The 14,086-nt window shown below is 47.2% G+C and carries 11 protein-coding genes; 1 reads left to right on the top strand and 10 read right to left on the bottom strand.

Annotation, left to right across the window (positions count from 1 at the left end):
• Positions 1–467 precede the first annotated feature (467 nt).
• Together glpX and paiA are read right to left on the bottom strand one after the other, a co-directional pair.
• A complete protein-coding gene (gene glpX, locus QF049_RS06010) occupies positions 468–1,550 on the bottom strand; it encodes a class II fructose-bisphosphatase (protein WP_036613775.1) in 1,083 nt (360 codons plus the stop codon).
• A gap of 690 nt (positions 1,551–2,240) precedes the next feature.
• The gene (gene paiA / locus QF049_RS06005; RefSeq protein WP_307535644.1) at positions 2,241–2,759 is read right to left on the bottom strand and encodes a spermidine/spermine N(1)-acetyltransferase; all 519 of its coding nucleotides are present in this window, start codon (positions 2,757–2,759) and stop codon (positions 2,241–2,243) included.
• Positions 2,760–2,882: 123 nt separating this feature from the next.
• Between paiA and QF049_RS06000 the strand changes: the two genes are divergently transcribed.
• Positions 2,883–3,527, top strand: coding sequence for a YczE/YyaS/YitT family protein (locus QF049_RS06000; RefSeq protein ID WP_307535642.1), 645 nt, complete (start codon positions 2,883–2,885; stop codon positions 3,525–3,527).
• Between the two features lie 82 nt (positions 3,528–3,609).
• Here QF049_RS06000 and QF049_RS05995 read toward each other — a convergent pair whose 3' ends face one another.
• The 8 genes from QF049_RS05995 to QF049_RS05960 form a co-directional block, all read right to left on the bottom strand.
• Positions 3,610–6,189, bottom strand: coding sequence for a X2-like carbohydrate binding domain-containing protein (locus QF049_RS05995; protein WP_307535640.1), 2,580 nt, complete (start codon positions 6,187–6,189; stop codon positions 3,610–3,612).
• A gap of 362 nt (positions 6,190–6,551) precedes the next feature.
• Positions 6,552–7,070 (bottom strand): (2Fe-2S)-binding protein, encoded by a 519-nt coding sequence (locus QF049_RS05990; protein ID WP_124115177.1) that lies wholly within the window; start codon positions 7,068–7,070, stop codon positions 6,552–6,554.
• Entirely contained in the window at positions 7,067–9,538 is a 2,472-nt protein-coding gene (locus QF049_RS05985; RefSeq protein WP_307535637.1) for a molybdopterin cofactor-binding domain-containing protein, read from the bottom strand. The genes QF049_RS05990 and QF049_RS05985 overlap by 4 nt, the downstream gene beginning before the upstream one ends.
• Positions 9,539–9,571: 33 nt before the next feature.
• Positions 9,572–10,486: an FAD binding domain-containing protein gene (locus QF049_RS05980; protein WP_307535635.1), complete on the bottom strand. Its 915-nt coding sequence runs from the start codon at positions 10,484–10,486 to the stop codon at positions 9,572–9,574.
• Positions 10,434–10,646 carry a hypothetical protein gene (locus QF049_RS05975; protein WP_307535633.1) on the bottom strand — a complete coding sequence of 71 codons (213 nt, stop codon included), beginning with the start codon at positions 10,644–10,646 and terminating at the stop codon, positions 10,434–10,436. The genes QF049_RS05980 and QF049_RS05975 overlap by 53 nt, the downstream gene beginning before the upstream one ends.
• Before the next feature lie 129 nt (positions 10,647–10,775).
• Positions 10,776–11,417 (bottom strand): nucleotidyltransferase family protein, encoded by a 642-nt coding sequence (locus QF049_RS05970; protein WP_307535631.1) that lies wholly within the window; start codon positions 11,415–11,417, stop codon positions 10,776–10,778.
• Positions 11,389–12,681 carry an XdhC family protein gene (locus QF049_RS05965; RefSeq protein WP_307535629.1) on the bottom strand — a complete coding sequence of 431 codons (1,293 nt, stop codon included), beginning with the start codon at positions 12,679–12,681 and terminating at the stop codon, positions 11,389–11,391. The genes QF049_RS05970 and QF049_RS05965 overlap by 29 nt, the downstream gene beginning before the upstream one ends.
• 30 nt (positions 12,682–12,711) lie before the next feature.
• Entirely contained in the window at positions 12,712–14,034 is a 1,323-nt protein-coding gene (locus tag QF049_RS05960; protein WP_307535627.1) for a 5'-deoxyadenosine deaminase, read from the bottom strand.
• Between the last annotated feature and the right edge of the window lie 52 nt (positions 14,035–14,086).

The following is a 14,086-nucleotide window of genomic DNA, read 5'->3' as shown; positions in this document are numbered from 1 at the left end:
TTTACACTGACACTACGATGACAGAATAACCTTCCAATCGCTGTTATCCCCAGATTTTTTTGATTCCCTTTTCTTAAGGGAAAATCCGGGGATAGCGTATGCTTCCGATGCAGCTTTCTTTCAGAAAGCTTTTAGGCGAACGCTTCGCTTTTCCAGTTTTTTTCTGTCCTCTCCGTTATCGTGTGATTAGTTCAACTTATATAGCTCATCATTAAATCATATAATGGTTAAAAATAAATATTTATGTACGCGCGTACATTTTCTCATGCCATGTAACCGTTGTCAATGCTTTTAACACAAAAAAATAACGAGAGCTTGGGTTAATCCAAGCCCTCATTATTATCTTGCCAGAGATGGTACTTTCATTGAATCCGAGCACCCTGTAACCTTAGGGGTCCAAGTTACTTATCAAACTCAATACAACGATTTCAGTTGATCCTATTTGTACAATTAATGGGGAGTGCAGCTCACAACGTCGTTGTAACGCCAAGATCAACGGAGGATTGACTAAACTCAGCCTGCTCCATTGTTTTCGCATGACTCGGAATGCGATCCGAGGGTTCTGGCGTGGATTGGAGCTGTCTTACTTTGTGCAGCACTTCTTTGTTAGGCAGGAAGTGTTGGGAACGAATAAACCGAATTGTTTTGGTTTTGGCACGCATGACAATTGAATCCGTCTCGGCGCGATCATCCGCAAGATACCGTACCCCTCCCAGAATCTCACCTGGCGTCACACCTGTTGCTGCAAAAATGACATCCTCCGTGCCGATCATATCCTGCATCGTTAACACTTTGTATGGATTATCAATTCCCATCTGCAAGCAGCGCTGGAATTCGTCTGCGTTGGCAGGCATCAGACGACCTTGAATCTCACCCCCAAGGCAAGATAGCGCTGCGGCAGCCAGCACACCTTCTGGCGCTCCTCCAGATCCGACATAGAGATCGATACCCGCCTCCGGGAAGGCCGGTGCCATCGCCCCAGCAACATCACCGTCACTGAGGAACTTAATCCGCACGCCGACCTTGCGTAGGGTCTTAATCGTGCTCTCATGTCGTACACGATCCAGAATCATCACCGTCAGATCCGAGATGTTTTTGTTCAATGCGGCAGCGGCTTTCTCCAGTGTGACTTCAACCGGGTCTTCAATGCTGACCTTGCCTACAAGCGCAGGCCCTACCGCAAGTTTCTCCATATACATGTCCGGTGCGTGGAGCAGGTTACCTTTTCCCGCCACTGCAATAACCGATAGAGCGTTGTTTAGTCCTTTGGCTACGATTTCTGTACCTTCGAGCGGGTCTACAGCCACGTCAACCTCAGGCCCCTCAGCGTTGCCCACTTCCTCGCCGATGTACAACATGGGGGCTTCATCCATTTCTCCTTCACCGATTACCACCGTGCCGCGAATGGACACGGAATCGAACATGGCGCGCATGGCCAAAGTAGCCGCTTCATCTGCACTGTTCTTGTCGCCTCGTCCCATCCAGGGTGCTGAAGCTAACGCAGCCAATTCTGTTACTCTGACAATTTCCAACGCCAGTTCGCGTTCCATTTTTCCCACTTCCTTTCCAATTTCCAAAAGCATAACGTGAAAGCGGTACTAAATCCATCGCAAATCCATATGAAATTGATCTATAAAAGGCGTAGTAGCGCCTTTCGAACGATTTATACCTTATTTATCCAATTAATATTTTGATTGATTCTGCTCCTTTTTTCGGCTGGTTTTAAGAGTCCAATCCTCCTGATTTCTTACTTGAAATATTAATTTTATTTTCCATTTTCCGCTCTAAAACTAAATAATTCAACATGGTGGATTAACACGTCCGTTTCATGTGCAAAAAGTTCTTTTAACATGAGGTATATACAACTTATATTCTGATTATTAAGACTTAACCTTATCTAACAGACTACAAACGAAAACGATTTTCGGCTGACTGTCCAAACGTAGAAATAAACTAATAAATTATATTGACGATCCTTGAGATCAGCCTATTACCTTCACGATTATTGAGCAAAATTATACTGCCAGTTATGTATTAATCAGGCCTTTAACTTTTACTAAAGCCATAGATGCAGCTTATGAAGGTCATCGAAAATAATAAGTTTACATAATATTTATTATGTATTAATATTCGTCAATTTCTTCATTTTATGATTCAACGGTTCTGGCAAAACATAAAAAAGCCCGAAAGAATTCTGCTCAATAGCATTTTTCTCCCAAGCTTTTCCCTCGATGATCCAGTTACAGTAGCGTTTTGGTCATTATAAAATCAATCTGTTCCTCATCTCCCATGTAAAAAGCATGAGCTCCTGTCTGTACAAACCCCATCTTTTCATAAAAGGCGATAGCATTTTCATTTTTCTCCCACACACCTAACCAAATATTCGTTTTGTGATGTTCTTTTGCCATCTCTATGGCTTTATGGAGCAGCACTTTACCAAGGCCATGTTTTTGGAACTCTTTTTTGATGTACACTCGCTCGATCTCAAGGGATTCCAAGCCCATCTTCTCAGACTGCGCATCATTGATATTCACCTTCATGTACCCAGCAACTTGATTGTTGACATAAATAAAAAGAAATTGCGAATCCGCCATGGACAGTTCCGTTTCCAATTGCTCCCGATTAAACGCCTTTTCCAGATAAGCTTTCATATTTTCGGGTGAATTTTGCGCTTTAAACGTTTCATTAAACGTCTCATAACTAATCTCCTGCAGTTCACATACATGTTCAATGGTACATCTCTCTATACGAATCGTCATCTATATTCACATTCCTTTAACAAGTTAATCGTTTGTTGCAAATGCACTAAAAAAGGGTTACATTGAATTTAGCTCAATTTTGTTGTATTTGCAACATAATATTAAAAAAGAGGTTGAATGAATTTGAAATATGTACTTTTTGTCGCAGGTATTCTCATCTTAACACTTGGCATTTCCCTTACCATCCAATCTGAATTGGGTACCTCACCGTTTGATGCACTTCTGGTAGGGCTGTCACATCATGTAGGGCTAAGTGTAGGTAGCTGGGAGGTCATCATTGCTTTCCTATTAATTGGATGTAATTCGCTTATGCAGCAGCAAAAACCCGAGTTTTTGGGACTCGTCACCGCATTCATTACTGGTGTCGGGATTGATATCTGGCTTTATGTATCTGATTCCTTGATCACACCCGAAGTTTGGTACAGCAAATTAATGACTTTTGTCATTGGTTTAGTGATCATAAGTATCGGCACGGCAATTTATTTACAGACCAATTTTGCACCCATTCCGATTGACCGCTTAACATTAATCTTGCATGAAATCACTCGAACTCCCTTATTTGTATCGAGAACATTCATTTACCTTGTATTTTTAATTCTGGCGTTTCTGCTCAGTGGACCGATCGGGCTTGGAACGTTGATAACCGTATGTTGTGCAGGTGTACTTCTTCAGTTCATTATGGGTCATACGAAAAAGATAATAGATCGCATATTAACAGACATGGATACATCGTCACATACTAGAAGTGATAAAGAACATTCCGTCTAATCGGTGTACACCTTCTACACCATAAAAAGGCTGAATCAGAGGTTCAACCCCTGATCCAGCCCATTAAACGTGCTACCTACCTTTACGGCTCAATTCCCCATACCAGCTGACCGTTCACATACCCGGTAACCTTATCATGGTTTGCGAACTGACTATCGGTTGCCTTGAACGAGTAATCATTAGTCTGTGTGTAATTCGTCCAATTGTTTTTGGAAAAGCGTGCTTGAACCTCTGCGCTCTGGCCCGCATTCAGTGATCCCGCTGCACTTGTAAAGCCCACCTCAAGATAATGATCCGCTCCGGCAACTGGAGTCACCAGTTTAACGAATTGGCTCGTTACATTTGTGCTGCCCATACTGGCCCAGTCGGACCAGAAACTCTGAGCTTCCTCCCCGTCAATTGTATAGTAATACCGGAGTTTTACATCACTTAACGGAATAGCTGAATTGCCTGAGTTGACCAATTTGAATTTGGGTGAAACTCCGTTGGTGGATGCACTTGTATTGCCGTTAAAAGCTTGAATCGTCAAATCCCCTGCTGGCACAGTAACGGTGCTATCTACGACGTTCACCGTTAGCACAGCGTCATTTCCTCCATTGAAGTGAAAGGTCAATACGTTCTGGCCCAGCGGAAGCGTGACAAGATAGGATTTGTTCAGAACAACAGCAGAGCTGGATGCTGTATAATTCTGACCCGCTACAAGCGTAGCATTCCCCTTCGTGATGCTTGTGAGCTGACGGCCGTTTAAGGTGAGAGATACGGAAATATCCTGTGCGGGATTCGTCGCTTTATCAAATGTTGCATTCACAGGAGAAATCACAGCATTTGTACCCGGTGTTGAATCCACAATTTTGACTTTTAACACAGGGTCCTGGCCTTGATTAAAATCCAGAACAATCGAATGCTCACCAACTGGCAGGGTTGCCAGATAAGCTTTTTTCAGCAGCAATGTGCTTCCGTTCAAGGTATAGTCTGTCGTTGCGGTCAACGCATTGTTGCCTGCCCGGAGAGCAGTAAGCGTATTGCCGTTTGCATTCACGGTTACGGTTTTATCGCTTTGATTGGGTGTGTATTTGTCAAATTCAACGTTTCCAGGTGTGATGGATGCACTGGGGTTGGGATTGTTAACCTTTAGATTTGGCAGCTCATCCAACGTAATGACATAATCACTTTGATAAAGCGTTTTCAATGTTGCCGGGTAATTAAAAGCAGAACTCATCAGATGCTCGCCATACCAAGGACAGAAGTACAGCCATCCTGATTTCTCCTCGGTCAGATTTTTTACGCTTGGAATCGTGTCGTTCTCCGTCATGGCTACCATTTTCGTACCGTTTGTCAACTCAACAAGCTTATAGAAAATCGAGGTAATTGCATCCTCATTCGGTACGCCGGACAAACCGTCATAACGATTGTAGATCGTATTGTATTTATCATATCCGACAAGATCTACCTGATCATCGCCCGGATACCAGGCAGGAGAAGTGCTGTATACATAGCTGTTGTAGGTCCAGATCAGATTGTGCAAGCCATACGTCTCGGTCAATTCGGTATAAAGCAGATCCCATAGCTCTTTGTACACTTCTGCGCCTGCCGAAGCCCACCAGAACCATGCCCCTTCCCCGTTCAGCCCGCCGTTGCCTTCTGCTTCATGATACGGACGGAAAAGCACTGGCACATCGTTATCTTGCAAAATCAGCAATTGTTCGGCCAGATCCTCGATGGTCATCATCACGTATTGATACTCTTTCGTACCGGGAATTACCGCATTTGCTGTATTAAAATTCGTTTCGGTTGGCTTGTACGTAGCTTCTTTCCAATCCACAAAGTCCCCAAGCTCATACGTATTGAAATTACGAGGCACATTGATATGCCAGGAAGCTGTTGCAATACCTTCACGGTTATTCACCCAATCAATCATGCGATCGGTTGTGCCGTCCTCCCAACCATACAACGGATTATAGTTCATCAAATCAAAGCCACGGATAGCCGGATACTTTCCGGTCAAATCATGAATCCACTCGAATTCAAGCTCTGTATCTCCGTCATTCCCTCCTCCGTAGATCTCTTGCTGACCAGAAATAATGTTGTTTCCGTATACCTCCGTTAAATAATTCATCAAAATTTGAGTTTCCGGTGTAGCTTCAGGATCAGTGAGAACTGGCTGCACATTCAGGGGATCCAGATCAGCATGATCCACTGTAAAAGTATCAAAATACGCGAAGCCCCAGCCAGCCTTCAGCTCAATCGTGTTGGCACCCTGATTCAGCTTGTGAAAGCCAAAATCGAAATCTGACCATGTTGTCGTGTAAGGCAGCATGTACGCACCTTTCGTAACACCATTCACGATTAAATTTTGTGACCTGCCATCTGCACTGAGCTCCTGCATATATCGTGTGGAGATTGCGTACATGCCGGTTTCCGGGACAGTAACTGTGAAGGTTAATGTGCCAGAGTTCTGCATCCAGACAAATCCGGCCCCTGAGAATCCGGGCTTGGGTTGTCCATAGATTGAAGTAACCACTTGAAGATCCGGGGTGAGCTGCGCATTTTCGCTTTCGATGGTGAACAATGGTGTGTCTGCATGAACGGGCGCTGTCATTAATCCAAGCAGTAGGACCAATGCCAGCATCATTGCGGTTGCCTTTTTGAGCAAATTTTTCATCAATTCCATCTTCCTTCCCAAGTGAAATATGATAATGAAATGTCAATGAACCCATTCATGATGGCGCTTTCATTTTAAACATAGCACGCACACCAATATTTGTAAATATATGGTGAATCAGAATGTTTGAAATTCTTTTGTACCAGTACTTTGAACAACATTACTACATCGTCTCACCAATATTGATGAAAATCGAAAACGGTTCATTATTTAACCAGATTTGGGCCTAGAACTTCATCTCACATTAGATGATTGTACTTGGCAGAAAACCTATAAAAAAAAAAAGCATTCCTGGATCGGATGCTTTTTCAAAGAACGTTTCTTCAAATGCCCTTGCTTATATCTACGTCCTGCGTCCCGGCTCAACTAACGGTTTCCTCGGCAGACGTTTCCTTTACCACACAGCGTTCCCCTGCCTTGCGTACCGCCCGAATAATGCCACCGTAGCCGGTACAACGACACAGATTCCCGCACAATCCCGTTTCAATCTGTTCTTGAGAAGGCTCAGGATGTGCATCCAGTAATGCCTTGGTTGAGATCACCATGCCCGGAGTGCAGTAGCCGCACTGGAAGCCACCTTCCTCCACAAAAGCCTGTTGAATCGGATGCAGAGTGCCTTTCTCATCCCCTTGCAGACCTTCAATCGTCATAATGTCACTTCCCTCACATTGATAAGCCATGACAAGACAGGAGTTCACGGGCTCTCCATCCATCAGAACCATACATGCGCCGCATCGACCGACTTCGCAGGATACTTTGGTACCCGTTAGTTGCAAATGAGTCCGTAGCACATCGACAAGTCGGGTCGTTTGCGCGATCTCCAGATGTTTCTGTTCGCCGTTCACAACGGCTGTCCAGTGACTCTCAAGTGGTTTACTCATGACGGGCTCACTCCTTCCTGCAAAGGTACATTTAAAGGTCTGACCAGTTGTTCCCTCGGTACAGGAAGACGGTTAACCCATACGCCTGTTGCCTGATGAATTGCAGCTGTTATGGCTGGCGCAAGCGCAACGGAGCCAATCTCACCGATCCCCCTAGGGCCAAACGCATCACCTTCTGGTAAGTCTTCAATAGCCTCAACCTCCAGGTTGGTATGAATATCCTGAATGGTTGGGATCAGATACGTGTCGAGGTTAGTGGTTACATAACGGCTGTCCTGCATGACCGCATCCTCGGTCAACGTGAATCCAAGCGCCATGACACTCCCACCTTCAATCTGTCCGATATAGCCCATAGGGTTGATCACCGGGCCTGCCGCTACAACATGGCGCGTATCCAGCAGCTTGGTTTCTCCGGTCAATGTATTTACTTCCACCTCTGCCGCAACCGCCGCATACGTATACAAATAATGCCCGCCTACCACGTTGTCTGGCGTAGTTGGGTAATCAAACTTTGTATCGAAAATCCATTCATCGGCTTCGCCCTGCGTTGCGAGTTCAGCATACGAAACCACAAAGCCTGATGAAACACTCTCTTTCACCAGGTGTTGAGATAAACCTAAATAACTTTCAGCAGTTTGATCACTTTCATTCCCTATAGCAGACGTTTGTTTTACGCCTTCCAGGGCCAATGTTACTTCCTTCTCACTCTTTCCTGTCCCTTGCACATCTGTTTCTACTTCTGAAGTTTCGGCAGGAAGCTGGCCTTTGCGCCATATTCCCCCAGGCCCTGTCACCAGTTCATCTGCCGGAACGCCGGTCATTTCAGACGCGACAGCGAGAACACGGGAACGAAATGGAGTCTGCAAGCGTTGAAGGGCCATCCAGGCCATCGTTGTTGAACGTGAAGCTGTGCTTGATCCGCTGTGTGGCACACGATCCGTATCTCCAATGATGATACTGAGATCCGATGTACTGCATTGGAATAGATCACATAACATAATTTCCAGCGTTGCAACGAGCCCCTGACCAAATTCCTCGTAGCTGAACGCCACCTCAATCTTGCCTTCGTTATTCAGGGACAGACGGCCTCCTGCAGGATCTGGAATACCATAACCCAGCCCTGCACCGTGCATGGCGATGGCCGCTCCGACACCTCGTTTGATCCACGGCGGCAGAGTAGGATCTGCGGGGGGACTCTGATGTTTTTGCCACAGTTCGGAGCGATCCAATGCCTCCCATACTTGGGACAGTCCATCCGTGACCAGAATGCGTTGATTCAGTGGTCCAGGATCATTTTTTCCCCTCATATTACGCCTGCGGAACTCCCAAGGGTCCATGTTCATGATTGCTGCAAGCCGATCCATCTGGCCTTCCATGGCAAAAATCGCCTGGTTCCCGCCAAATCCACGAAACTCACCTGACAGCCCGTTATTCGTATACACAGACACACCTTCCACATCCACGTTTGGAATGGCGTATGGTCCAAGGCAATGCTCGGTACAGAAGTTCAGCACCGGTGCGCCAAGTGTGGCGTAGGCTCCCGTATCCGCTGTAATGCGGACACGATGCGCCTGGATGATGCCTTCTCGACTCATGCCAGTTTGCATTTCAATCTTCATTGGGTGACGTTTCAGCCCTGCACGTACGGATTCTTTACGAGAATTATGCATTTTCACAGGACGTCCGCATTTCAAGGCCAGTAGTGCACCATAAGGCTGTACATTTAGTTCATCTTTTCCGCCAAATGAACCACCAATCGGTGAAGACACCACCCGAATATCTTCTTCAGGACAGCCAATAATGCGCGCAAGCTGCATCCGGTCTTTATAACCATGTTGCGTTGCCGCGTATACATTCAGCCTTCCCTCTTCATCCGGGACAAACAGGCCACCTTCTGTCTCCATGTACGCATGCATCTGACGAGGCGTATAATACGTCTCTTTCACGATATGATCACAAGTGGTAAAAGCTTGCTGGGCATCTCCACGTTTGATTTCCGTCCGATGCAGCACATTACCTGGTCCATGCTCATGCAGCTCTGGTGCTCCGGGAGCCAAGGCAGCGTCTGTACTATTCAGCGGAGTGAGTTCCTCATACTCTACGCGAATCGCGTCCAGCGCAAGTGCCGCACGTTCCGGAGAATCCGCAGCAACCGCTGCAATGGCGTCACCGACATAACGTACAATATCCTCGCAGAACACAGGCTGATCCGGGGTCGCTATGCCAAAACGATTCAGACCAGGCACATCTTTGGAGGTCAAAACCGCATAGACACCTTCCAACGCCTCAGCTTCCGAAGTATCTACAGACAATATGCGAGCATAAGGATATTCGCTTCGCAATACTCTGCCATGAATCATATCAGGTAGCGTCATATCCGTAAGATATTGAAGCTGGCCAGTTACTTTGGGTGCCCCATCTGGCCGCAGGTGCCAGCGTTTCCCGCTCTGTTTCCGATTCAGCAGCATGATCCCTCTCCCCCTTTGTTTGATCCCATTCATCTATTCGTGAAGTGCCTGCCATAGCCCGGCGCCCAGCATGTTGCCTGCGGTCTGCTTACGATAATGTTCCGTTGCAAATGCATCGCCATACGTCGTAAATTCGTCAGCCACAGCAGTTGCGAGAGTCGCCGCTTGCATGACAGAAGCTTCGCTACCAAGAAGCTGTTGTTCCGACTCTAGAAGTCGCATCGCCATGCCTGAGCCTCCACCAGCCGCAATCGCAATCTTAGTCCAGCGGTTATCCAAATCAATCTCACCGTATAACGCAACAGTCACCAGCGAAGCACTGAACATCTCCCGTCGACCCAGCTTGCGGTAAAAGGAAACTTCTCGTGCTGCAAATCTCTGCTCACTGTCCACATCAAAAATAGATGGAGGTCTCATCCGGATATGAATCGAGATTAATACATCCCCTGGATTACGGCTGCCATCCCGTCCACCCTGAAGCCAGGAAGACACACTGAGGGTCTCGATTCCGCTATCCGTCAACCAGTGCAGCTTTGCATCATATACAAGCAAAGCAGTCAGTGTATCACCCACTCCGGACACAATGTTCCCGCCAATGGTTGCCACATTTCGAATGGAAGGGGCAGCAATTGCATTCACCGCTTCTTGCAGAATCGGCAGTTGACGCAGCAACGTTTGTGCAGCACATTCCTTTAATCGGGTCATTGCGCCAATGACGATCTCATCTCCACGAGTAGATATACCACTCATTTCAGGAATACGAGCCAGGCTAATCATGTGTTCAGGCGCTGGAACCAAGCCGCCCTCCCACTGGGTTCGCAGCAATGTTCCGCCTGCCGTGAAACAACAAATTCCCTTCAGTCTACTTCTTAACGTTTGCAGTTCTTGCAGATTCTCAGGCTGCCATACCGATGGAATGGCTCCAGAACCGTATGCCGGTGTTACCATCGCTGCATCCCCTTTCTCTCTCTTCCTTGGGCAGGAAATTCAACCGTCTGATCAGATAATTCTTCAAATCATATGAGAGTTCAGCAGCAACGTCAATTACCTTCACATCGTTTTGGATAAATGTATAAAACCTGCGTTCCATTTGTGCTTGATGCATCATGATCTATCGAAAACTAACATAAACTCTCTTTCCCCATGCATGAAAAGAAGACAAACAGGCCAACCAGACTGCCTGGCTGACCTGACCATGTAATTAAATTATTCATAGTCATTAATCTTCTCCTGTTATTTAGTCTGTCTGCTGCGATTCATATACATGACTCAGAATACGTTCCAATTCCGGTTCTGTATCCGCATCCCAGAAACTAGTCTCAGACAGAGGTACATGTACACCTGAATAGTTAGCGCTGCGCATAATTTTGCGTGCCCCCTCATCTCCATGCAGAGACAACAGAGGACCGAACATATGGGAGCGAAAAGCAACGGGCGGCTTGCCTCCCTCAACGTCGGTAGCTGCGACATAGTCACTCAGCTTGTGGGTAGCCAGTGCTGTGGTCACCCGATTGATATCCTTCGCTTTTAATAAAGGCTGATCACCCAGTAACATGAGAATGCCTTCCGGTTTGTACTCCATGGCGGACAATACGCCAGAATGAAGAGAATTGGCCATGCCGCAGGCATAGTCAGCACAGACCACAATTCGAAGTCTCGCTGTGGGATGATAAGCATACGTGGCTGAATCAATCCATTTTACAGGCAGCCATGCCAACGAATCTTCCGGTTTGACCACACAGATCACTTGATCCAGATCCGAATTCAGCGCAGCTTCCAGTGACCATGCAGCCAGTGACCTCCCGTCTGGCATGACAACCGAGAGTTTATCCCGACCAAGGCGACAACTCTTACCTGCTGCCAGAACTATGCCCGTCATTCGCATGTGCAACGCTCCCCTTCTGCACCTCGGAACTCAAGGAAGAGACCTTATGTTTACATGCGATCAATTCCGCTGCAATGCTGATGGCGATCTGTTCGGGACCGTCTGCTCCGATGCTCAAACCAACGGGAGAATGCACATGTTTCAACGGTGATAAGCCATCCAGCAGACGGGCTGTTCGTGTTTTGGAACCCATGATGCCAAGATACGCGTACTCACAATCCACTACCATCTCCAACAGTTCACGTTCGCGGGGAAAATTGTGACTCATCAAAATCAAATAATCTCCGTTGTTTACGTTTAACAGAGGCATAATCTCACGTGGGAAACCCAATACTAGTTCAGCTTCAGGGAACCTTTCCGAGGTGCATAAGGACTCTCGCCAATCGGCTACAACTACTCGGAATCCTGCGGATTGGGCGAGTCTGGCAACAGGAATAACATCATTCCCGGCTCCGATGATAATCAGGCGAGGTTTAGGCGTGTACAGCGAAGTGAGTTGTTGCGGAAGGCCCCAGGGATTCGTTGAAACCGTGTTGTTTGTCGCTATTTCAGCATCAACATCAGAGATATGTTGTGAATCACCGGATAGATCGGAGTCGTGAGATCCGTTTGACGTAGCAGATACCATTTCAGGCACAAGCGTAAGGCGAGGTATATCGGGAGAATGTTGTGTTGATGCCGTATGTTCATGCTTGAGATTACCACTGCTGTGTTGTACATCAACCTGAAATGAAGCTGGATTATTGTTCGTCACGCGATCATGAGGTGGGACGAGCGAAGGACGCAAGATTGGCTGGCGCCGGGTACCCGTTGGTTCAATCCGTCTCCAGCCATATTGAACCCTTGTGTAATCATCTTGGAACGTTCGGGTTAACGCTGTTGCAGCGCCGGATTGAAAACACTCTTGCATCTTCTGCAACGTATATCGGAGTTCACCACACACAGGTTCAAGCAACACAACAACGAGTCCGCCGCAGCCAATCGTCTCACCCCAGGACAGATCATCCTCGGGACGCATGTCGTATTCCGCGAATTCCATCTGCTTCGTATCCAGCACATGGCTCACCCGGGCCTGAAGATCACTCTCCAGACATCCCGGACTGATACTGCCATACATTTTGCCATCCTCGGTCAACAGCATAGAGACTCCCTGCTTACGGTAAGCATGACCCTCTACCTTGATCGCTGTTGCGAGCACACAGCGCGTTTCACGGGCTGTAATTGCACACAGATCATGCATTTCCATATCGGTCTCCATCCTTTCTGGAATCGCATAAACTGCCTTCGATCAGATGCGTTTCATCAATCTTGCAATGCTCTTATCCGACTCACGCAGCACAATACCACGATCAATTGTCTGAATCTTGCGATTCTTGAGTACAATGCTGCCATCGATAATAACGGTATCCACACAGCTACGTGTTGCAGAATAGACTACGCGAGAATAGACATCTGTCTCATATGAAGGGTAGGTGTGGAAATCATCCAGATCCAGCAGCAGCATATCTGCCTTTTTGCCCACTTCGAGACTGCCGATTTCCTTCGACAAGCCAAGCACCTCTGCACCACCCATGGTAGCCATACGCAATACAGTCCGGGCATCCATCACTGTTGGACCATGAGGAATCTTCTGCATCAGCGCTGTGAGGCGCATCTCCTGAAACATATCCAGATTGTTGTTACACGCCGCACCATCAGCCCCGATCCCAACCGCGATCTGACGATTCAGCAGATCCGGAATATCTGCTACTCCGGAGGAAAGCTTCATATTCGATCCAGGACAGTGAGTGACTTTGACACCGCGCTTGCGGATGATCTCCTTCTCTTCCTCACTCAGCCATACACAGTGGGCCAGCACCAATCTTGGGGTCGCCAGACCGATATGATCGAGGTATACGATGTTACGCATTCCGCGTTCGTGTTCTACCAGTTCGATCTCTCCGCGATTCTCGGAGGCATGGGTGTGGACTTTGACATGATATTTATTGGACAGATCACGTACCTCTACCAGCAACTCCTCGGTACACGATACAACAAAGCGTGGACAGAAAGCATATTGAATGCGACCTCCGCCAAACCCGTTCCATTTCTCCAACAGATCCACACTCTGTTGCAGCGAAGTTGCTGTATCCTCACGCAGGGGTTCCGGAACCTCGTCCCCATGATCCATCATCACTTTGCCCGAAATGACCCGGATGCCGCTCTGTGCCATCGCCTGAAACGCCGAGTCCGTGTGATGTACCGTCTCCATATCCAGAATGGTCGTGGTTCCGCTGGAGATCAATTCGCCCAATCCGAGCATTGCTGAATAATAGACGGACTCCTCATCATGCGCTGCTTCCAGCGGCCAGATACGTTGACGGAGCCAATCCATCAGTTCCAGATCGTCCGCACGTCCACGGAACAAGGTCTGACACAGATGAATATGCGTCTGGATGAAACCTGGCAACAGCACTTTGCCACGAGCATCAATGATTTGGTCAGCTTGCACGTCGATGTGATCTGAAATCTTCTTGATTTTATTATCCTCGATCAACAGATCTCCGATGAACACTTCCTCTTCTGCATTCATCGTCACAAGCTGTGCGCCTTTCAGCAGGATCGTTCCCATGCCAATCTCCCCTATCTGTGTCTATCTATATAGTAACAACTCATACATATTT

The organism is Paenibacillus sp. W4I10, assembly GCF_030816325.1.
In the GTDB taxonomy this organism is placed as follows: Bacteria; Bacillota; Bacilli; order Paenibacillales; family Paenibacillaceae; genus Paenibacillus; species Paenibacillus amylolyticus_B.
Note: the sequence above shows the minus strand (reverse complement) of the source record. Positions and strands in the feature narration are given on the sequence as shown.

What these genes read in the sequence shown, in the direction of transcription:
- glpX (WP_036613775.1), bottom strand. Translation starts at nt 1,550, where the DNA reads ATGGAACGCGAACTGGCGTTGGAAATTGTCAGAGTAACAGAATTGGCT.
- QF049_RS05960 (WP_307535627.1), bottom strand. Translation starts at nt 14,034, where the DNA reads ATGGGAACGATCCTGCTGAAAGGCGCACAGCTTGTGACGATGAATGCA.
- QF049_RS05975 (WP_307535633.1), bottom strand. Translation starts at nt 10,646, where the DNA reads ATGATGCATCAAGCACAAATGGAACGCAGGTTTTATACATTTATCCAA.
- QF049_RS05970 (WP_307535631.1), bottom strand. Translation starts at nt 11,417, where the DNA reads ATGACGGGCATAGTTCTGGCAGCAGGTAAGAGTTGTCGCCTTGGTCGG.
- QF049_RS05990 (WP_124115177.1), bottom strand. Translation starts at nt 7,070, where the DNA reads ATGAGTAAACCACTTGAGAGTCACTGGACAGCCGTTGTGAACGGCGAA.
- QF049_RS05995 (WP_307535640.1), bottom strand. Translation starts at nt 6,189, where the DNA reads ATGAAAAATTTGCTCAAAAAGGCAACCGCAATGATGCTGGCATTGGTC.
- QF049_RS05965 (WP_307535629.1), bottom strand. Translation starts at nt 12,681, where the DNA reads ATGGAGACCGATATGGAAATGCATGATCTGTGTGCAATTACAGCCCGT.
- QF049_RS05980 (WP_307535635.1), bottom strand. Translation starts at nt 10,486, where the DNA reads ATGGTAACACCGGCATACGGTTCTGGAGCCATTCCATCGGTATGGCAG.
- paiA (WP_307535644.1), bottom strand. Translation starts at nt 2,759, where the DNA reads ATGACGATTCGTATAGAGAGATGTACCATTGAACATGTATGTGAACTG.
- QF049_RS05985 (WP_307535637.1), bottom strand. Translation starts at nt 9,538, where the DNA reads ATGCTGCTGAATCGGAAACAGAGCGGGAAACGCTGGCACCTGCGGCCA.